This is a genomic window from Actinacidiphila guanduensis (assembly GCF_900103985.1).
In the GTDB taxonomy this organism is placed as follows: domain Bacteria; phylum Actinomycetota; class Actinomycetes; order Streptomycetales; family Streptomycetaceae; genus Actinacidiphila; species Actinacidiphila guanduensis.
In genome coordinates, this window is the sequence record NZ_FNIE01000003.1 from 339,879 (window position 1) to 357,717 (window position 17,839).

The following is a 17,839-nucleotide window of genomic DNA, read 5'->3' on the forward strand; positions in this document are numbered from 1 at the left end:
GCCAGCGCGGCTCCGATCGCGGTCCGGCCCTGGTGTGCCGGCCCGAAGGGAGCCCGGGGATCGCCCGTTATCCGATTTTGACACAACGGGCACCCTGTCTGCCGCTGTCCGGATGGCAAGATGCACAGATCACACAGGGTGGCGGTACCCGAAGGTGCGTGCCCTCACCGCCCGCAGGCAACACCCCCGTCTCGCAGGAGGTCCCAAGCGATGACCGCAGGCACCCGCCGGTGTACCACTCCCCCGTCCCGCCTCGCCGCGGTCGCCGCCCTCGCGGTCGCCGGCGCCCTGGTGCTCGCCGGGTGCGGTGACCAGACGAAGAAGGACGACTCCTCCGGTTCCGCCCCGAGCGGCTCGACCAGCACCTCCTCCGCCCCGCTGTTCTCGAAGCTGCCGGCGAAGTTCCAGCAGTCCAAGGTCATCAAGGTCGGCACCGACGCCTCCTACGCTCCGATGGAGCAGACCCAGAACGGCAAGATCGTCGGCATCGACCCCGACATCGCCGACGCCCTGTCCAAGCAGCTCGGTGTGCGCTTCGAGTTCACCAACGGCACCTTTGACGGCCTGATCACCTCCCTGTACGCCGGCCGCAACGACATCGTCATGTCCGCTATGAGCGACACCAAGGACCGCCAGCAGGGCGTGGACGACAAGGGCAAGAAGACCGGCCACGGCGTCGACTTCGTCGACTACTACATGTCCGGTTCCTCGCTGCTGGTGAAGAAGGGCAACCCGCAGCACGTCAGCACCATGGCCGACCTGTGCGGCAAGACGGTCGCCGTGCAGCGCGGCACCATATACGAGGACGCCTTCAAGACCCAGCAGAAGGCGTGCGGCTCCAAGAAGCTCACCATCGAGGCGTTCGACACCGACACCGAGGCGCAGACCCGGGTCAAGGCCGGCGGCGCGGTCGCCGACCTCAACGACACGCCCGTGGCGGCCTACATCGCCCAGAAGTCCGGCGGCGCCTTCGAGGTGGCCGGCTCGCCCGCCGACGCCGGCCCGTTCGGCATCGCGCTGGACAAGAGCAACACCCAGCTGCGGGACGCCCTGAAGGAAGCGCTCGACGCGATCATCGCGGACGGCAGCTACGGCAAGGTGCTGCAGAAGTGGAACGCCTCCATCGGTGCCGTGAAGTCCGCGACCATCAACGGCGGCTCCTGACGTGAGTGGCGTGACGACGGGCGGCCCCGACAGCCCGCCCCGCGACGCCGTCCCCGGCGGCCAGCCGTACGAGGCGATCCGGGCGGTCCCGGTGCGCCACTACGGACGCTGGGTCGCCGGGCTGGTGGTGCTCGCGCTGCTGGGCTGGCTCGGCTACGCCTTCTCCCAGGGCAACATCCTCTGGCACACCGTCGGGGACCGGATCTTCGACCACACCGTGCTCCAGGGCGTCTGGCACACCCTGCTCATCTCCATCTGCAGCATGGCGATGGGCCTGGTGCTCGGCGTGCTCTTCGCGGTGATGCGGCTGTCGCGCAACCCGGTGACAGGCGCGGTGGCCTGGCTCTACATCTGGTTCTTCCGCGGCACCCCGGTGTACGTGCAGCTGCTGATGTGGTTCAACCTCTCGTTGATCTTCCCCGTGATCAACCTGATGCCGCTCTACAAGAACAACACCGTCGCCGTCATCACCCCGTTCGTGGCCGCGCTGCTGGGCCTGGGGCTGAACGAGGGCGCGTACATGGCCGAGATCGTCCGGGCCGGCATCCAGTCGGTGGACGAGGGTCAGACCGAGGCCGCGCACGCGCTCGGCATGACGAGCGTGCAGACCATGCGCCGGATCGTGCTGCCGCAGGCGATGCGGGTGATCATCCCGCCGACCGGCAACGAGTTCATCAACATGCTGAAGACCTCCTCGCTGGTCTCGGTCGTGCAGTACACCGAACTGCTGCGCGCGACCTCGAACATCGGCAGCGACACCACCGCGGTGATGGAGCTCTACTTCGTCGCCTCCATCTGGTACCTGGTGCTGACCAGCGTCTTCAGCGTCGGCCAGTTCTACCTGGAGCGCCGCTACGCCCGCGGCTCGCTGCGCACCCTGCCGCCCACGCCGTGGCAGAAGGTGCGGGCGAGCCTGACCACCGTGCGCCGACCGAAGGTGGCCTGACCCCGATGAGCACACCGAGCACACCGAGCACCGCCGGCCCGGCCAAGGGCACCCCGAGCGGGGTGCAGCCGATGGTGCGGGCCGAGGGGGTGCACAAGTCCTTCGGAGCCGCGCACATCCTCAAGGGCATCGACCTGGAGGTCGCCCCGCGGGAGGTGTTCTGCCTGATCGGCCCGTCCGGCTCGGGCAAGTCCACCTTCCTGCGCTGCGTGAACCACCTGGAGCAGATCAACGCCGGCCGGCTGTGGGTGGACGGCGAGCTGGTCGGCTACCGCGAGCACGGCGGGCGGCTGCACGAGCTGCGCGACCGCGAAGTGGCCGCCAAGCGCCGCGACATCGGCATGGTCTTCCAGCGGTTCAACCTCTTCCCGCACATGACGGCGCTGGAGAACGTCATGGAGGGCCCGGTGATGGTCCGCAAGGAGACCAAGGCCGTGGCCCGCGAGCGGGCCGGGCGGCTGCTGGACCGGGTGGGGCTGGCCGACAAGGCGGCCAACTACCCGGCCCAGCTCTCCGGCGGCCAGCAGCAGCGGGTGGCGATCGCCCGGGCGCTGGCCATGGAGCCCAAGCTGATGCTCTTCGACGAGCCGACCTCCGCGCTCGACCCCGAGCTGGTCGGCGAGGTGCTGGACGTCATGCGCGGCCTGGCCGAGGACGGCATGACGATGATCGTGGTCACCCACGAGATGGGGTTCGCCCGCGAGGTGGGCGACGCGCTGGTCTTCATGGACGACGGCCAGGTCGTCGAGACCGGCCACCCGCGCGAGGTGCTCACCAATCCCCGCCACGACCGCACCAAGGCGTTCCTGTCCAAGGTGCTGTGAGCGGGTGACGTGAGCGCGCGGGGCGCTCCGGCGGGCCGCCCGGCCCGCCCGTCAGCGCAGGGCGAGCACCATCGCGTCGGACGGCGAGGCCCACACCACCCGGGCCTCGCCGAAACCGGCCGCGCGCAGGGCGCGGACGTGCCAGGCGGCCGGCTGGGTGTCCCCCTCGGCGTGCTCGCCGTAGATCCGGAACCGCTCGGCCGTCGGGCCGGCGAGCACCGGGTCCGCGGCGGCGGCCCGCCACCACTCGCTCCAGTCCGGCGCGCCCTCCCGGCGGGCCCGCTCCATGCGGGCGTGCCGCTGGGTGCGCTCTATCCCGTTGATCCGCGGGGTGCCGGGGTCCGGCATGTGGTCGGCGTTGAGGAACACCCCGCCGGGCCGCACCAGGCCCGCCAGCTGCCCGTAGAGCACCTCAAGCTCCGAGGAGCGCAGCCAGTGCAGGGCGGTGGCGGTGAGCACCGCGTCGTACCCCTGGCGGCCGCCTGCGCCGTCCTGCCCGCCGCCCGGCAGCGCGGCGGGCCAGTCCGGCGCCTTGAGGTCGGCAGTGGCGAAGGCGGCCCGCGCGTCGCCGGCGAAGGAGCCGCGGGCGATGGCGAGCAGCGCGGGGTCGAGGTCGACGCCGGTGCTGCGGGCGCCGGGCAGCCGGCGCAGCAGCCGGTCGGTGATACTTCCGGTACCGCAGGCGAGGTCCAGCACCCTGGGGGTGTCGCCGACCGCGGCCTGGACCATGTCGATCATCACCCGAAAGCGTTCCTCCCGGTCGGGCATGTACCACTCCTGCTGGCGATCCCAGCTGCGCTGCCAGGCGGCCCAGTCGGTGCCGGGCCGGCCGTCGGTCGCGGTGCCGGTGTCGGCGGACACGTCGATCCCCTCCCTCACGTAATACCCTGAAAGCCCATGCAGTCATTACCGAGCGTAGACCGCACGGAGTAAGGACCACAAGTGGAACTGGCTTATTACTCGGAGTACGCCGTACGGCTGGTCAACACCGAGGAGCCCCGGCGCGGCACGGACTCGCTGACCTCGGTCGACGCCGTACGGGAGCTGACGGGCCCGGCCGGGGGGCCGGCCGGCCGGGTGGTGGACGCCGACCTGGCGCGGCTGCGGGCGGTCCGCACCCGGCTGCGCGGGATCTTCGAGGCCGCCGACGAGGGCGACGAGGTCAGGGCGGTGGACCTGCTCAACGCGCTGATGCTGGAGTTCCCGGTGAGCCCGCAGATCTCGGGCCACGACCACGTGAACGCCGAGACCGGCCGGCCCGACTGGCACATGCACCTGGCCGACCACGCGGCGAACGCGGCGGCCGCGTACTCCGCGAGCGCCTGCATGGGCCTGGCGGTCCAGCTCACCTCATTGGGTGTGGACCGGCTGGGAATCTGCGAGGCGTCGCCGTGCCGCAACGCCTACGTCGACACATCGACAAACCGCTCGCGCCGGTACTGCTCCGACCGGTGTGCCACGCGTGCGAACGTCGCCGCCTACCGGGCGCGCAAGCGCCTGGAGAACGAACGGTCCGCCCGCAGCGGCCGCACACAGGAGGTCACCCAGGAGGCGGCTCCCGCGACCGAGCGCTGAAGCTCGCCCGGCGGCCGGAACCGCCCGCGCGCCCTGGCCACCACCATGTCGTCGGGCACCACGCCGAACTCGCGGCTGTCGTTGGCGACGAACGCGTTGTCGCCGATCACCCACCAGCCGCCGTCCCGGCGCTCGACCGCCCGCTTGACGATGAGCAGGTCCTGCTGCAGCGGATGCCGCACCACCACCACATCGCCCTCGCGTACCTGCTCGGAGCCGCTGCTGACCTTCTGGATCAGCAGCCAGTCCCCGTGCAGCAGCGTGGGTGCCATCGACGGACCAGTGACCTCGACCAGCTGCCACTGCAGCCTGGTCGCCCGCTCCCGCATCCCTAAGCCTCCTGGCTCGTTCCTCCACCCCAAGACACCCCAAGGGTGGCACCAGACTTTTGCCCTAAGCCACCTGGGGCACCCGAGAAAACGACTACTCCAGGGAGTAATGTCGCACCTGAAAGACGATCACGAGGAAGGACAGCCATGTTCACTCGCCTGTTCGCGCCCAAGGTGAAGGTAAGCGCCCACTGCGACCTGCCCTGTGGTGTGTACGACCCGGCCCAGGCCCGTATCGAGGCCGAGTCCGTGAAGGCGGTCCAGGAGAAGTACCAGGCCAACGAGGACGCCGACTTCCGCACCCGCGCGGTCCTGATCAAGGAGCAGCGCGCGGAGCTGGCCAAGCACCACGTCTCGGTGCTCTGGAGCGACTACTTCAAGGCCCCGCACTTCGAGAAGTACCCCCAGCTCCACCAGCTGGTCAACGACACCCTGAAGGCGCTCAGCGCCGCCAAGGCGTCGAACGACCCGGCGACCGGCCAGAAGGCTCTGGACCTCATCGCCCAGATCGACAAGATCTTCTGGGAGACCAAGCAGTCCTGAAGCGGTCCTGAGGCAGTTCAGGACACCGTGCCGCACCATTCGCGCGGCACACCCGAGGCATCCCGACGGCCCCGCCCGCGCGTCGCCCCCGTTTCCGGGGACGGCGCGGGCGGGGCCGTACGGCATCCGGGGCCTCTCCGGTCCGGCTGCGGTCCGGCTGCGACCCCGGCGGCCGCCGAGAGGGTCAGGAGCGGCTCACAGGTGGGGGGCGAGGTCCTGGAGGAGGCGGCGCTTGGGGCGGGCGCCCACCAGGGCGTGGACGGGCTCGCCCGCGCGGAAGAGGAGCAGGGTGGGCATGGAGAGGACGCCGTAGGCCGCCTGGGTGGCCGGGTTCGTGTCGACGTCGATCCGGACGACGCGCAGGCGGTGGGCCTCCTCGCGGGCGATCTCGGCCAGCGCCGGCGCGATCATCCGGCACGGCGCGCACCAGTCGGCGGTGAACTCCACCAGGACCGGCAGACCGCTCGCCAGCACCTGCTCGGCGAAGGTGGCGTCGGTGACGACCGGGACCCCGCCGTGAGCGGTGGCGGCAGAGGTGGCGGGGATGGCAGGCAGGGCAGGAGTGGCCTCATGGGTGGTCGGGGTCATCTCGGGGGTGTCCTCTCGTCGGTACGGACGGCTCCCCGGCAGCGGCGCCACCGGAAGGGCCGGCAAGGGCTTCTGCAGGTGAGCCGGCCGGGGCGGCGGTGTCCCGGCCCAGCTCGCACATCGGCTCGCGCAGCCCCGACGCCAGCTCCGCGCGGGCGAGTTGGGCCGCGACCGAGGCCCGTACCTCCTGCAGGCGGGCCACGCACGCGTCCAGTTCGGCGAGCTTGCGGCGGTAGACCTCCAGCGAGCCCTCGCAGGCGTCGCCCGAGGCGTGGCCGGCCCGCAGGCACTCCACGAAGGGGCGGGTCTCCTCCAGGCCGAAGCCGAAGTCCTGCAAGGAGCGGATCTGCTCCAGCATCCGCAGGTGCTCCTCGCCGTAGGAGCGGTAGCCGTTGCCGGTCCGGGCGGCCGGCGGCAGCAGGCCGAGCGATTCGTAGTAGCGGAGGGCGCGGGTGGTGGTGCCCGCCCGGTCCGCGAGTTCCCCGATGCGCATGCCTTCGACCGTAGACGTTGACGTGCGCGTCAACGCCAGTGCGGCGCACGGCGGTCGGCCGGTGCCCGGCAGGGGTCCCGGGCCCGGAAGGAGGGTGGACGCGACCCGGAGTGGCCGCGGAAAAAAGTTCCAGGATTTACGTCCAGCAGGTTGCTAACTGCCAGTCGCCCTCGCCAGGCTGCGTCAAGCACGTCCCGACCACCCCTGTTCACAACCCTTCTCTCGGCACGCACCACCGCACCGCGAGGAGCAAGGAGCCCGGATGCACCGCCCGTTCAGACAACCCCGCCGCCGCAGAGCGGTCACGCTGGTCGCCGCCCTGTCGCTGCTGGCCGGCCTGTCCGCCGCCGCGGTCGGCTCGACCACCGCCGCGGCCGACGGCCCGCAGACCACCCGGCAGGCCGAGTTCGCCTCGGCCGCTGCCGAGTTCGGCGTCCCGCTGCCCGTCCTGGAGGCCGTGTCGTACTACGAGACCCGGTGGGAGGCGCACGCCGGGCAGGAGAACGCCGAGGCGGGCTACGGCCCGATGAACCTCACCGACCTGACCAGCGCCGACCTCGACGCCGACGGCCTGTCCACGCTCTCCCCGCGCTACGCCGACCTGGTCAAGGCGCCCGCCGAGCACACCGCGCCCGCCGCGGCCGCGCTGCTGGGCACCGACGCCGCCACCGTGCAGAGCGACGAGGCGCAGAACATCCGCGGCGGCGCCGCCCTGCTCGCCTCGTACGCCAAGGGCTACACCCACGGCCGGCTGCCCAAGGGCATCGACGGCTGGTACGCGGCCGCGGCCCGCTACAGCCAGTCCACCGAGGACAAGGTCGCCCAGGCGTTCGCCGACGGCGTGTGGGACGCGATGCGCACCGGCGCGAGCCGCACCACCCAGGACGGCCAGCAGATCTCCCTGGCCCCCGTGCGCGGCCTGCACCCGAACCGCGGCGACGTGCGCAAGCTCGGCCTGAAGGACGTCACCCCGCCGGTCAGCGACCAGCCGGCCGAGTGCCCCAAGTCCCTGCACTGCAACGTGATCCCGGGCGCCTACACGCTGCTCGACCCGAACAACCTCGCCGACTACGGCAGCCACGACCTCGCCGACCGCCCGAACGGCGGCCTGGACATCCGCTACATCACGCTGCACACCACCGACGAGACCTACGACGGCACCCTGGACCTGTTCCGCGACCCGACCTACGCGGCCGGCGCCAACTACGTGGTGCGCTCGCAGGACGGCCAGGTCACCCAGATGATCCCGGACAAGGACATCGCCTGGGACAGCGCCAACCGCTCCTTCTACCAGCACTCGATCGGCATCGAGCAGGAGGCGTGGGCCACCCACGGCGCCGCCTGGTTCAGCGAGGACCTGTACCGCTCGACGGCCACCCTGGTGAAGTACCTGGCGGCGAAGTACGACATCCCGCTGGACCGCGCGCACATCCTCGGCCACGACAACATCCCCGGCAGCAGCGAGTCCGGCATCGCCACCCAGCACTGGGACCCGGGACCGGGCTGGGACTGGGCGCACTTCTTCGACCTGTTGGGCGCGCCGATCAAGGCGACGGCGGGGCCCGGCAGCGACGTGGTCACGATCGACCCGGCCTTCGCCACGAACAAGCAGACCACCACGTACTGCGACGACGTGGCCGGCTACAAGCAGTTCCCCGGCCCGTACCGCAGCTACGACTGCCCGGTGACCTCGGCGGACGCCCCCAGCAGCTTCGTGCCGCTGTACACCCAGCCGTCCACCGACGCGCCGCTGCTCGCCGACCCCTACCTGCATGCGACCGGGGCCGGTACGAACGCGATGAACGACTGGGGCGACAAGGCGCCCACCGGTGAGCAGTACGTCGTCGCCGACCGCAGGCCCGGCTGGACCGCCATCTGGTTCGGCGGCCAGGAGGCGTGGTTCCAGAACTCGGCCGCGCACCCCACGACCGTGCCGAGCAAGGCCGAGCGGATCGTCCCGAAGGCCGGCCGCACCTCGATCCCCGTCTACACCACGGCCTATCCCGAGGCGTCGGTCTACCCGCCGGACTTCGTGGCCTTCGAGGGCGGCAAGGCCCCCCGCCCGCAGAGCCCGGCGAAGAAGTACGCGATCCCGGCCGGGCAGTCCTACGTGGCCGCCGGCCCGGCGCGCAACACCGACTCGTACTTCGCCATCTACTACGACGGCTCCGCGCCCTACGACCAGCACGACTTCATCGGCACCACGAAGGTGTACGAGATCGTCTACAACCACCGGATGGCGTTCGTGAACGCCGACGACGTGGACGTCGTGCCGGCCTCCTGACCGCAGTTCGCGGCAGGAACGTATACAAGCGGCGCCCCCGCGGGCTCCGTTGAGGGAGAGCGGCCGGTCAACTCGACCGGTCGCTCTCCAGCGCCTGGTGGGTGATCCGCAGCGCGCGGCTGGAGACCTCGAAGGTGCGCTGCGCCACGCACACGAACAGGCAGTCCACCACCACGAGTTGGCTGATCCGGCTGGCCATCGCGCCCGGCCGGAAGGTGGTTTCGCGGCCGGCGGAGACCAGGACGTAGTCGGCGAGCCGGGCCGCGGTGGACATGGGGTGGTTGGTGATCACCACGGTGGTGGCGCCGAGTTCGCCGGCCCGGCGCAGCGGGGCGAGCACGTCGCGGCTCTCGCCGGAGTGCGAGACCACCAGGAAGACATCGCCCTCGCCGAGCAGCACCGCGCTGGTCAGGGCGGACTGCGAGTCGCCGTGGGCGTGGCAGGGCCGGCCGATCCGGGCCAGCTTCTGCTGGAGGTCCTGGGCGACCAGGCCCGAGGCGCCGACCCCGGCGATGTGCAGCTGCCCGCCCCCGCACACCGCGGCGACCGCGCCGTCCAGCTGGGCGGGGTCGAGCTGGGTGGCGGTCTCCAGCACCGCTTGCGACTCGGTGTGCACCAGCTTGGCGATGACCTCCTCGGCGGAGTCCTCGGGCGTGATGCCGGCCGACAGCGTGGAGCGCGGGCCCTGGCGGGCGGCGGACGCGGCCAGCGCGAGCCGCAGTTCGGGGTACCCGGTGAAGCCGAGCGCCCGCGCGGTGCGCACGATCGAGGACTCGCTGGTGCCGGCGAGCGCGCTCAGCTCGGAGATGGTGCTGCGCGCCACCTGGGCGGGGTCCTGGACGATCAGGGTGGCGATCCGGGCGGCGGCGGGCGTCAGCGAGGGCAGCAGCCCGCGCACGGTCGCGGTGAGCGCGTCGCCCGCGTCACTGGCCGCAGTGGCGTTCCCCGGCACGGGCACCGGGACCTTTTCCTGCACGGGACCAAGGATGCCCTGCCAGCCGCCCTCCCGGGAGCCGGTGCGCGAAGAAACCGCGCCTCCCTCACCGCGCGCGCCCCGCCCGGGTGTCACGATCGCGGGTGACATCGCCGAGGGCGGCGCGGGCACGGGCCGAGGGCGACTGAGGACGGTCGAGGACGACGGGCCCGGTTCGTATGCGGTCCGGGTCGGTCCCGCTTCGGTACGCGTGCGGACCGGGTCGGGCCAGATCGGTCCAGGGCGCCTGGTTCGCGCCCGCCGACCCGGGGCGGTCGGGCACCGCGGACGTGCGTCCGGGTCCTTCCGGGTTCGGTTCGTGTGCGGAACGGGCCGGGTCGGGCCGGGTCGGTCGGGTCCGGTCCCGGTCGGGCCGGGGCGGTCGGGGAGAATGGCGGGATGACCGGGACGACGACCGCCCTCGACGCCGCCGTGCCCACCCCGCTGCAAGAGGTGGCCGACGAGCGCCTGGCCCGGCACGGGGTGCGGCTGCTGCTCAAGCGCGAGGACCTGGTCCATCCGCTGCTGCCCGGCAACAAGTACCGCAAGCTGCGGCCCAACCTGGCGGCAGCCGTGGCCGCCGGCCACACCGCGCTGCTCACCTTCGGCGGCGCCTACTCCAACCACCTGCGGGCCACCGCGGCCGCCGGGCGGCTGCTGGGCCTGCGCACGGTCGGGGTGGTCCGCGGCGAGGAGCTGGCCGGCCGGCCGCTCAACCCCTCGCTCGCGGCCGCGGCCGCCGACGGCATGCTGCTGCACTTCGCCGACCGCGCCACCTACCGGCGCAAGGCCGAACCCGAGGTCCTGGCCGCGCTGCTCGATCGGTTCGGGCCGGCCTACGTGGTGCCCGAGGGCGGTTCCAACGCGGCCGCGGTACGGGGCTGCGCGGAGGTCGGCAGCGAGATCGGGGACGCGGCCGACGTGGTGGCGGTCGCCTGCGGCACCGGCGGCACGCTCGCCGGCCTCGCGGCGGGGCTCGCGCCGGGGGCCGAGGCGGTGGGGATCGCGGTACTGCGCGGCGGCTTCCTCCCCGGCGAGGTGCTGCGGCTGCAGCAGGAGGCGTTCGGCGGGCGCCGGGGCCGCTGGCGCGTGGCGGACGGCTTCCACCACGGCGGTTTCGCCCGCGGCACGCCCGAGCTGGCCGCCTTCGCCGCGGAGTTCGCCGCCCGCCACGGGCTCGACCCGGAGCCGGTGTACGTGGCGAAGATGCTGTACGGGGTGTACGCGCTCGCGGCCGGTGGCGCCTTCGCGCCGGGGACCCGGGTGGCCGCGGTGGTCACCGGATGAGCGGACCCGGCGACGGATGATCGATCAGTTCTGTGCCGGTCACAACATACGGCCGTAACCTGGTGACATGATCCGCGAAGCGACCCCCGCCGACGTGCCCGCCATCCATGCCATGGTCCGCGAACTCGCCGCGTTCGAGCGGGCGCCGCAGGAGGCCAGGGCCACCGTCGGCCAGTTGCACGACGCGCTGTTCGGCCCCGACAAGGTGGCCTCCGCGCTGATCGCGCAGCAGGACGACGCCGGGGAGCCGGTCGGCTTCGCGCTGTGGTTCCGCAACTTCTCCACCTGGACCGGCACCCCCGGCCTGTACCTGGAGGACCTCTACGTCCGGCCCGAGCACCGCGGCGCCGGCCACGGCAAGGCGCTGCTCGCGGCGCTGGCCGCCATCTGCGTGGAGCGCGGCTTCGAGCGCTTCGAGTGGACGGTGCTGGACTGGAACGAGCGGGCGCTGGGCGTGTACCGCTCGATCGGCGCGCTGCCGCAGGACGAGTGGACGGTGCAGCGGCTGAGCGGGCCCGCGCTGCGCGCCCTGGCCGACAGGGCGCCGGCGGTGGGCGGCACCTCGGGCGCCGCGCTGGAAACCGGGCCGGCCGACGGTGCAACCGGTACGACCATCGCAACGTCCAATCAGGCGCCGGCCCATGCGCATTGACTCCACCAATCACTACCCACGGTCCGTACCCGTGCGCTTACCATGGGTGACAGAGCCGGTGCCGTCCATGCTCCGGCCGGGCGACAGCCGGGCCGGTGGCGCGGTAGCGTCGCTGCGAACCAGAGCAATCACCGTGTGCCACCTTGGAGGTGTGGGTGTCCCAGATCGCAGGCGACCCCGGGTCGAAGGACTTCGTCGAGGTCCGGCTGCCCGCGGCGGGGGCCTATCTGTCGGTGCTGCGGACGGCCACGGCCGGGCTCGCGGCACGGCTGGACTTCACCCTCGACGAGATCGAGGACCTGCGCATCGCCGTGGACGAGGCGTGCGCGATCCTCTTGCAGCAGGCCGTCCCCGGCTCGGTGCTGAGCTGCGTGTTCCGGCTGGTCGGCGACTCGCTGTGGGTGACCGTGTCGGCCCCGACCACCGACGGCCGGGCCCCGGAGCGGGACACCTTCGCCTGGACGGTGCTGTCCGCACTGGCCGGCGAGGTGGACTCCACCGTCGCGGAGGACCGGACGGTCAGCATCAGTCTGCACAAGAAGCGCGGCGCCGTACCTGGGCTGTCGTGAGGCGTGCGAGGCGTGTGAGGCGGCTGTCGTGAGGCCAGCAGACCAGTCCGGCACCCCCGCGGAGCACCGGGCGCCCGCCGGGCGCGGCCGCGCCGCTGTGCCGGCACAGCCGCCGGACCCGCTCACCCCGGGCGGTGCCCGCCCGGACCGGCAGCCGCCCGGGCAGGACCCCCGGGCCAGAGCACACCCCGAGCCCGGGGTACCGGCTCCCGGGACGTCCGGGGGCCGCACGGACCACAGGGAAGTGATGGACGCGTCGGAGCAGGCGGACCGCATGGATCAGCACGAGCGCGTGGCACCGGCCGAGCACCCAGGGCAGCGGTCCGGACCGCCGCCCGAGCGGCACGGTGAGCCGCAGGGCGACCCGCGGCAGGACCGGGCCCAGGAGCACGAGCAGGAGCACGGGGCCGGGAGCGCCGACGCGGAGCACGCCGGGGACACCGGGAACGGGGCCGAGCACGACGAGGACTCCGGCCGGCCGGACCCGCACGACCGCTCCGGCGCCCGCGCGCTCTTCCTCCAGCTGCGGGCGCTGCCCGAGGGCTCCCCCGAGCGGGCCGAGCTGCGCAACCAGCTGGTCAGGATGCACCTGCCGCTGGTGGAGCACCTGGCCCGGCGGTTCCGCAACCGCGGCGAGCCGCTGGACGACCTGACCCAGGTGGCCACGATCGGGCTGATCAAGTCCGTCGACCGGTTCGACGTCGAGCGCGGGGTCGAGTTCTCCACGTACGCGACCCCGACCGTCGTCGGCGAGATCAAACGTCACTTCAGGGACAAGGGCTGGGCGGTGCGGGTGCCGCGCCGGCTGCAGGAGCTGCGGCTGGCGCTGACCACGGCCACCGGCGAGCTCTCCCAGCGGCACGGCCGGGCGCCGACCGTCCACGAGCTCGCCGAGCACCTGAAGATCTCCGAGGAGGAGGTCCTGGAGGGGCTGGAGTCGGCGAACGCGTACAGCACGCTGTCGCTGGACGTGCCCGACACCGACGACGAGTCGCCGGCTGTCGCCGACACCCTCGGCTCCGAGGACGAGGCGCTGGAGGGCGTGGAGTACCGCGAGTCGCTCAAGCCGCTGCTGGAGCAGCTGCCGCCGCGTGAAAAGACGATCCTGCTGCTGCGGTTCTTCGGCAATATGACGCAGTCGCAGATCGCGCAGGAGGTGGGGATCTCGCAGATGCACGTCTCGCGGCTGCTGGCGCGGACGCTCGCGCAGCTGCGGGACAAGTTGCTCATCGACGAGTGACGCTGCGCTTGGCTTGAGGGGTTCTCCGTCCGGGGTGGTCGGTTTCGGCGGTTCCCGGACCGCCCGCCGGCCCGGGGTTGCTCGCGCAGTTCCTCGCGCCCCTGCGGGAACCCGCCTGCCTCAACCCCGCCGTCCCCGACCGCAGGCCGGCGGTGGTTGCTCGCGCAGTTCCTCCGCCCAGAGCTTCGCCTGGGGGGTGCCCCCAGCGCCCCAAGAGCGGCTACGCGTCTGCCCCAGAAGGGCTCGATGCCGTCCCTAGGCCGGTGGTCTCTTCCCGCGCAGTTCCCCGCGCCCCTGCGGGAACCCGCCTGCCCCAACCCCGCCGTCCCCGACCGCAGGCCGATCAGTGGTTCTCGCGCAGTTCCTCGCGCCCCCTTGCGGCTACGCGTCTGCCCCAATCCCACCGGTCCCGGCCGCAGGCCGGGCGGGGGCCCTGTGTGGGGGACGCGTCAGGGGGTGGGGGTGCGGGAGATGCCCAGGGCGTCGGTGGTGGCGGGGTGGACCAGGAGGACGAGGCCGAGGAGGGCGAGCAGGCCCAGGACGGCGCCGCCGGGGACGACCGCGCCGTCGCTGTGGAGCATGGTCCAGGCGATGGGCAGCGAGATCAGCTGCATGATCAGGGCCGGGCCGCGGCTCCAGCGGCGGGCCCGCAGCAGGCCGTAGGCGGCGCCGAGCGGCAGGGCGGCGAGCAGGATGATGAGCAGCCCGCCGAGCACGGCGTCGCTGCTGCCCGCGAAGAGCGTCACGATCCCCCACACGGCGACGGCGAGGCCCTCCAGGCCGGCGACCGCCGCGGTGATCGCGAGCCGCAGCGGCGGCGGGCCGGACGGCGTCTCGGGGGCCTTCGCGGTGTCCGGCTCCGCGGGCTTTCCCGCCGCTTCCCCGGCCGTGCCGGCCGTCGCGGCACGGGTGCCGGCGGCGGTCGCGCGCACCGCTCCCCCGGCCCCCGCGGCCGGCCGCCGCTCGGGGCGCTTCCTCTTCTTGCTCACCGGGCCAGCGTAGCCCGGTGCGAAAAACCGTGGGTACGCTGTCGGACATGCGTGCTCTCCTCGTGGTCAACCCCGCCGCCACCACCACCAGCGCGCGCGTCCGCGACGTCATCGGCACCGCGCTCTCCAGCGATCTGAAGCTGGAGGTGGCCACGACGGAGTACCGCGGCCACGCCCGCGACCTTGCCCGCAAGGCAGCCGAGGGCGGCGAGGTGGAGCTGGTCGTGGCGCTGGGCGGCGACGGCACGGTCAACGAGGTGGTCAACGGGCTGCTGCACCACGGCCCCGACCCCGAGGGGCTGCCGCACCTGGCGGTGGTGCCCGGCGGCTCGACCAACGTCTTCGCGCGCGCCCTGGGCCTGCCCAACGACGCCGTGGAGGCCACCGGCGCCCTGCTGGACGCCCTGCGCGCCGGCTCCTCGCGCACGGTCGGCCTGGGCCTGGTGAGCGGCACCCCGGGCACGGAGGACGAGGGCGTGCCGCCCCGCTGGTTCACCTTCTGCGCGGGGCTCGGCTTCGACGCCGGCGTGGTCGGACGGGTCGAGCAGCAGCGGGAGTTGGGCAAGCGCTCCACGCACGCGCTCTACCTGCGGCAGGTGGCCCGGCAGTTCATGGCCGACCCGCACCGCAGACACGGCACGATCGACCTCGCGCGGCCGGACGGCGAGCCGGTCGACGGGCTCACCACTGCGATAATCTGCAACACCTCGCCCTGGACGTACCTCGGCAACAAGCCGGTGTACGCCTCCCCCGAGGCGTCCTTCGACACCGCGCTGGACGTGCTCGGCATCACCCGGATGTCCACGTTGGCCGGCGCCCGTTACGCGGCGCAGCTGCTCCGCTCCACCCCGGAGCGGGGACCCCGCGGAAAGTACGCCGTCACCCTGCACGATCTGACGGACTTCACCTTGCAATCCCAGGTGCCACTGCCCTTCCAGGTGGACGGTGACCACCTCGGACTGCGAACGAACGCGACCTTCACAGGCGTACGCCGTGCACTGCGTGTGATTGTGTAAGTCGAAGAGCCTAAAGTCCTTTTACTCGAACGTTTAGCCTGCCCCGCACCCCATGGAAGTACGGCTGTGATCGAGGCGACACCGTCGAATCAAAAAAAACTTCCTTGAAGGGGTTGTATCTCCGGTCGAGGTTTGCGAGTCTCTTACTGGCGATCGGGACGGCCGGACCAACGGTCCCCTGGAGAGCCCGGATCTCCTACCTCACACCAGCGGGACAGCACCAGCCAGTGAGGGCTGGGTGGCGTCCCGTTCCCTGTGGGGGGATTCGTGAAAGCGTTCACATTCACAAGCAATCCGCTTGTCACACGAGGAGTTGGAGCAGCCATGGACTGGCGTCACCGCGCCGTTTGCCGCGAGGAAGACCCCGAGCTCTTCTTCCCCATCGGCAACACCGGTCCTGCGCTGCTGCAGATCGAGGAAGCCAAGGCCGTCTGCCGCCGCTGCCCCGTCATGGACCAGTGCCTTCAGTGGGCGCTGGAGAGCGGCCAGGACGCCGGAGTCTGGGGTGGCCTCAGCGAGGACGAGCGCCGTGCGATGAAGCGCCGCGCCGCTCGCAACCGGGCCCGTAACGCCAGCGCCTGACAACAGACCACAGCCTTTACTCTCCGAGCCGCAGCGCGCAGCACCTGATCTCACGCGCAGCATGAAGCAGCACACAGCATGAAGGGGCCTCTGCCAACCGGGCAGGGGCCCCCACGTGCGTTCCGGGGCCCGGGCGCCCCGCCTCCCGTACCGTCCCGGCCGATCCCCTCGTCCCCCCGATGGCCCAACGGCTAGCTCCCCAACGGGAGTTCGAGCAGGACCCGGGTGCCGGTGCCGTCCGGGGCGGGCAGCATGTCGAAGGTGCCGCCAAGTTCGCCGACGACGAGGGTGCGGACGATCTGCAGGCCGAGGTTGCCGGCCTTCTGGGCGTCGAAGCCAGGCGGCAGCCCCCGCCCGTCGTCCTGGACGGCGACGGTGACCAGCTCCCGGCCGCGGGTCACGCTCACCTCCACCGTGCCCGACTCCCCCGGCCCGAAGCCGTGTTCGAGCGCGTTCTGCAGCAGCTCGGTCAGCACCATCGACAGCGGGGTGGCCGTCTCGGCGGTGAGGATGCCGAACTTGCCGGTGCGGCGGGTGGCGACCCGGCCGGGCGAGATCTCCGCGACCATCGCCAGCACCCGGTCGGCGATCTCGTCGAACTCGACCATCTCGTCCAGGGTCTGGGAGAGCGTCTCGTGCACGATGGCGATCGAGCCGACCCGGCGCACCGCTTCCTCCAGCGCCGCGCGGGCCGGGTCGGAGTCCAGCCGGCGGGCCTGCAGCCGCAGCAGGGCGGCCACCGTCTGGAGGTTGTTCTTCACCCGGTGGTGGATCTCCCGGATGGTCGCGTCCTTGGTGATCAACTCCCGCTCGCGCCGCCGCAGTTCGGTGACATCCCGGAGCAGCACCAGTGAACCGGTGTGCACGCCCTTGGGCTTGAGCGGGATGGCCCGCAGCTGGATCACCCCGTCGCCGCCCTCGACCTCGAACTCCCGCGGCGCCCAGCCGCTGGCGAGCTTGACCAGGGCCTCGTCCACCGGGCCGCGCTCGGGGGCGAGGTCGGCGGTGATCCGGCCCAGGTGCAGGCCGACCAGATCGGCGGCCAGGCCCAACCGGTGGTAGGCGGACAGGGCGTTGGGGCTCGCGTACTGTACGACGCCCTCGGCGTCGAGCCGGATCAGCCCGTCGCCGGCCCGCGGTGAGGCGTCCATGTCCACGTGCTCGTCCGGCGACGGGAAGGTGCCGGCCGCGATCATCTGGGCGAGGTCGGACGCGCTCTGCAGGTAGGTGAGTTCGAGGCGGCTGGGGGTGCGGACGGTGAGCAGGTTGGTGTTGCGGGCGATCACCCCGAGCACCCGGCCGTCGCGGCGGACCGGGATGGACTCCACCCGCACCGGCACCTCCTCGCGCCACTCCGGGTCGCCCTCGCGCACGATCCGCCCCTCGTCCAGGGCCACGTCCAGCAGCGGGCGGCGGCCGCGCGGCACGAGGTGGCCGACCATGTCGTCCTGGTAGGAGGTGGGGCCGGTGTTCGGCCGCATCTGGGCCACCGAGACATAGCGGCTGCCGTCGCGGGTGGGCACCCACAGCACAAGGTCGGCGAAGGACAGGTCGGAGAGCAGCTGCCACTCCGAGACGAGCAGGTGGAGCCATTCGAGGTCGGACCGGTCGAGGTCGGTGTGCTCGCGTACGAGGTCGTTCATGGAGGGCACGCCTGCGAGGGTACCCCGCGGACCCGGAACGCACTTCGGGCCGCGGTGCCGGGAGGGGACCCTCAACCCCTCCAGCACCGCAGCCCGGAGCTGCCGTCGGCGCCGCGGCCGGCGGGGTGTGCGGTCCCCTCCG

Annotated in this window: 18 protein-coding genes and 1 pseudogene; 12 read left to right on the forward strand and 7 right to left on the reverse strand. The window is 72.4% G+C overall.

Annotated features, from left to right (window positions below; genetic code table 11):
* The first annotated feature begins 210 nt into the window (after positions 1-210).
* The 3 genes from BLR33_RS07750 to BLR33_RS07760 all read left to right on the forward strand — a co-directional run bounded on the left by BLR33_RS07750 (position 211) and on the right by BLR33_RS07760 (position 2,934).
* Positions 211-1,164, forward strand: coding sequence for an ABC transporter substrate-binding protein (locus tag BLR33_RS07750; RefSeq protein ID WP_093783536.1), 954 nt, complete (start codon positions 211-213; stop codon positions 1,162-1,164).
* Positions 1,165-1,174: 10 nt separating this feature from the next.
* Positions 1,175-2,110 (forward strand): amino acid ABC transporter permease, encoded by a 936-nt coding sequence (locus tag BLR33_RS07755; RefSeq protein WP_245771244.1) that lies wholly within the window; start codon positions 1,175-1,177, stop codon positions 2,108-2,110.
* Between the two features lie 71 nt (positions 2,111-2,181).
* Positions 2,182-2,934 (forward strand): amino acid ABC transporter ATP-binding protein, encoded by a 753-nt coding sequence (locus tag BLR33_RS07760; protein WP_093783790.1) that lies wholly within the window; start codon positions 2,182-2,184, stop codon positions 2,932-2,934.
* A 51-nt stretch (positions 2,935-2,985) separates the two neighbouring features.
* Here the strand turns inward: BLR33_RS07760 and BLR33_RS07765 are convergent, their stop codons facing one another.
* Positions 2,986-3,702, reverse strand: coding sequence for a class I SAM-dependent methyltransferase (locus BLR33_RS07765; RefSeq protein ID WP_093783791.1), 717 nt, complete (start codon positions 3,700-3,702; stop codon positions 2,986-2,988).
* A 174-nt stretch (positions 3,703-3,876) separates the two neighbouring features.
* Between BLR33_RS07765 and BLR33_RS07770 the strand changes: the two genes are divergently transcribed.
* Positions 3,877-4,509 carry a CGNR zinc finger domain-containing protein gene (locus BLR33_RS07770; protein ID WP_093783538.1) on the forward strand — a complete coding sequence of 211 codons (633 nt, stop codon included), beginning with the start codon at positions 3,877-3,879 and terminating at the stop codon, positions 4,507-4,509.
* Here BLR33_RS07770 and sodX read toward each other — a convergent pair.
* Complete coding sequence (gene sodX / locus BLR33_RS07775) at positions 4,413-4,838, reverse strand: nickel-type superoxide dismutase maturation protease (RefSeq protein ID WP_093783539.1); 426 nt, start codon at positions 4,836-4,838, stop codon at positions 4,413-4,415. The two genes, BLR33_RS07770 and sodX, sit on opposite strands and share 97 nt — an antisense overlap.
* 147 nt (positions 4,839-4,985) lie before the next feature.
* Between sodX and sodN the strand changes: the two genes are divergently transcribed.
* Complete coding sequence (sodN, locus tag BLR33_RS07780) at positions 4,986-5,381, forward strand: superoxide dismutase, Ni (RefSeq protein WP_093783540.1); 396 nt, start codon at positions 4,986-4,988, stop codon at positions 5,379-5,381.
* Positions 5,382-5,576: 195 nt separating this feature from the next.
* Here the strand turns inward: sodN and trxA are convergent, their stop codons facing one another.
* Together trxA and BLR33_RS07790 are read right to left on the reverse strand one after the other, a co-directional pair.
* Complete coding sequence (gene trxA / locus BLR33_RS07785) at positions 5,577-5,969, reverse strand: thioredoxin (RefSeq protein WP_093783541.1); 393 nt, start codon at positions 5,967-5,969, stop codon at positions 5,577-5,579.
* Between the two features lie 106 nt (positions 5,970-6,075).
* Positions 6,076-6,462 (reverse strand): annotated as a pseudogene (locus BLR33_RS07790) (MerR family transcriptional regulator); the annotation flags it as partial.
* Between the two features lie 262 nt (positions 6,463-6,724).
* Here BLR33_RS07790 and BLR33_RS07795 point away from each other — a divergent pair.
* Positions 6,725-8,746, forward strand: coding sequence for an N-acetylmuramoyl-L-alanine amidase (locus BLR33_RS07795; RefSeq protein WP_093783543.1), 2,022 nt, complete (start codon positions 6,725-6,727; stop codon positions 8,744-8,746).
* 67 nt (positions 8,747-8,813) lie between these two features.
* On the opposite strand, the gene BLR33_RS07800 is transcribed toward BLR33_RS07795, so the two are convergent.
* The gene (locus BLR33_RS07800) at positions 8,814-9,722 is read right to left on the reverse strand and encodes a MurR/RpiR family transcriptional regulator (protein WP_245771245.1); all 909 of its coding nucleotides are present in this window, start codon (positions 9,720-9,722) and stop codon (positions 8,814-8,816) included.
* A 396-nt stretch (positions 9,723-10,118) separates the two neighbouring features.
* Here BLR33_RS07800 and BLR33_RS07805 point away from each other — a divergent pair, with 396 nt between their 5' ends.
* The 4 genes from BLR33_RS07805 to BLR33_RS34230 all read left to right on the forward strand — a co-directional run bounded on the left by BLR33_RS07805 (position 10,119) and on the right by BLR33_RS34230 (position 13,467).
* The gene (locus BLR33_RS07805; RefSeq protein ID WP_093783545.1) at positions 10,119-11,006 is read left to right on the forward strand and encodes a 1-aminocyclopropane-1-carboxylate deaminase/D-cysteine desulfhydrase; all 888 of its coding nucleotides are present in this window, start codon (positions 10,119-10,121) and stop codon (positions 11,004-11,006) included.
* A gap of 67 nt (positions 11,007-11,073) precedes the next feature.
* On the forward strand, positions 11,074-11,658 hold the full coding sequence (locus BLR33_RS07810) for a GNAT family N-acetyltransferase (RefSeq protein WP_093783546.1): 585 nt from the start codon (positions 11,074-11,076) through the stop codon (positions 11,656-11,658).
* 155 nt (positions 11,659-11,813) lie between these two features.
* Positions 11,814-12,227, forward strand: coding sequence for an ATP-binding protein (locus BLR33_RS07815; RefSeq protein ID WP_093783547.1), 414 nt, complete (start codon positions 11,814-11,816; stop codon positions 12,225-12,227).
* Between the two features lie 247 nt (positions 12,228-12,474).
* Positions 12,475-13,467: an RNA polymerase sigma factor SigF gene (locus BLR33_RS34230; protein ID WP_245771246.1), complete on the forward strand. Its 993-nt coding sequence runs from the start codon at positions 12,475-12,477 to the stop codon at positions 13,465-13,467.
* A 449-nt stretch (positions 13,468-13,916) separates the two neighbouring features.
* Here the strand turns inward: BLR33_RS34230 and BLR33_RS07825 are convergent, their stop codons facing one another.
* Positions 13,917-14,456, reverse strand: a complete 540-nt coding sequence (locus BLR33_RS07825) for a hypothetical protein (protein ID WP_322987143.1) — start codon at positions 14,454-14,456, stop codon at positions 13,917-13,919.
* 47 nt (positions 14,457-14,503) lie between these two features.
* On the opposite strand from BLR33_RS07825, the gene BLR33_RS07830 reads away from it, so the two are divergent.
* Entirely contained in the window at positions 14,504-15,472 is a 969-nt protein-coding gene (locus tag BLR33_RS07830) for a diacylglycerol/lipid kinase family protein (protein ID WP_093783793.1), read from the forward strand.
* A gap of 324 nt (positions 15,473-15,796) precedes the next feature.
* Positions 15,797-16,054 (forward strand): WhiB family transcriptional regulator, encoded by a 258-nt coding sequence (locus BLR33_RS07835; protein WP_037913060.1) that lies wholly within the window; start codon positions 15,797-15,799, stop codon positions 16,052-16,054.
* Positions 16,055-16,245: 191 nt separating this feature from the next.
* Here BLR33_RS07835 and BLR33_RS07840 read toward each other — a convergent pair whose 3' ends face one another.
* Complete coding sequence (locus BLR33_RS07840) at positions 16,246-17,697, reverse strand: sensor histidine kinase (RefSeq protein ID WP_093783549.1); 1,452 nt, start codon at positions 17,695-17,697, stop codon at positions 16,246-16,248.
* Positions 17,698-17,839 lie beyond the last annotated feature (142 nt).

Coding starts and splice junctions, on each gene's coding strand:
- sodN (WP_093783540.1), top strand. CDS start 4,986: ATGTTCACTCGCCTGTTCGCGCCCAAGGTGAAGGTAAGCGCCCACTGC.
- BLR33_RS07760 (WP_093783790.1), top strand. CDS start 2,182: ATGGTGCGGGCCGAGGGGGTGCACAAGTCCTTCGGAGCCGCGCACATC.
- trxA (WP_093783541.1), bottom strand. CDS start 5,969: ATGACCCCGACCACCCATGAGGCCACTCCTGCCCTGCCTGCCATCCCC.
- BLR33_RS07805 (WP_093783545.1), top strand. CDS start 10,119: ATGACCGGGACGACGACCGCCCTCGACGCCGCCGTGCCCACCCCGCTG.
- BLR33_RS34230 (WP_245771246.1), top strand. CDS start 12,475: ATGGACGCGTCGGAGCAGGCGGACCGCATGGATCAGCACGAGCGCGTG.
- BLR33_RS07835 (WP_037913060.1), top strand. CDS start 15,797: ATGGACTGGCGTCACCGCGCCGTTTGCCGCGAGGAAGACCCCGAGCTC.
- BLR33_RS07810 (WP_093783546.1), top strand. CDS start 11,074: ATGATCCGCGAAGCGACCCCCGCCGACGTGCCCGCCATCCATGCCATG.
- BLR33_RS07830 (WP_093783793.1), top strand. CDS start 14,504: ATGCGTGCTCTCCTCGTGGTCAACCCCGCCGCCACCACCACCAGCGCG.
- BLR33_RS07750 (WP_093783536.1), top strand. CDS start 211: ATGACCGCAGGCACCCGCCGGTGTACCACTCCCCCGTCCCGCCTCGCC.
- BLR33_RS07795 (WP_093783543.1), top strand. CDS start 6,725: ATGCACCGCCCGTTCAGACAACCCCGCCGCCGCAGAGCGGTCACGCTG.
- BLR33_RS07840 (WP_093783549.1), bottom strand. CDS start 17,697: ATGAACGACCTCGTACGCGAGCACACCGACCTCGACCGGTCCGACCTC.
- sodX (WP_093783539.1), bottom strand. CDS start 4,838: ATGCGGGAGCGGGCGACCAGGCTGCAGTGGCAGCTGGTCGAGGTCACT.
- BLR33_RS07765 (WP_093783791.1), bottom strand. CDS start 3,702: ATGCCCGACCGGGAGGAACGCTTTCGGGTGATGATCGACATGGTCCAG.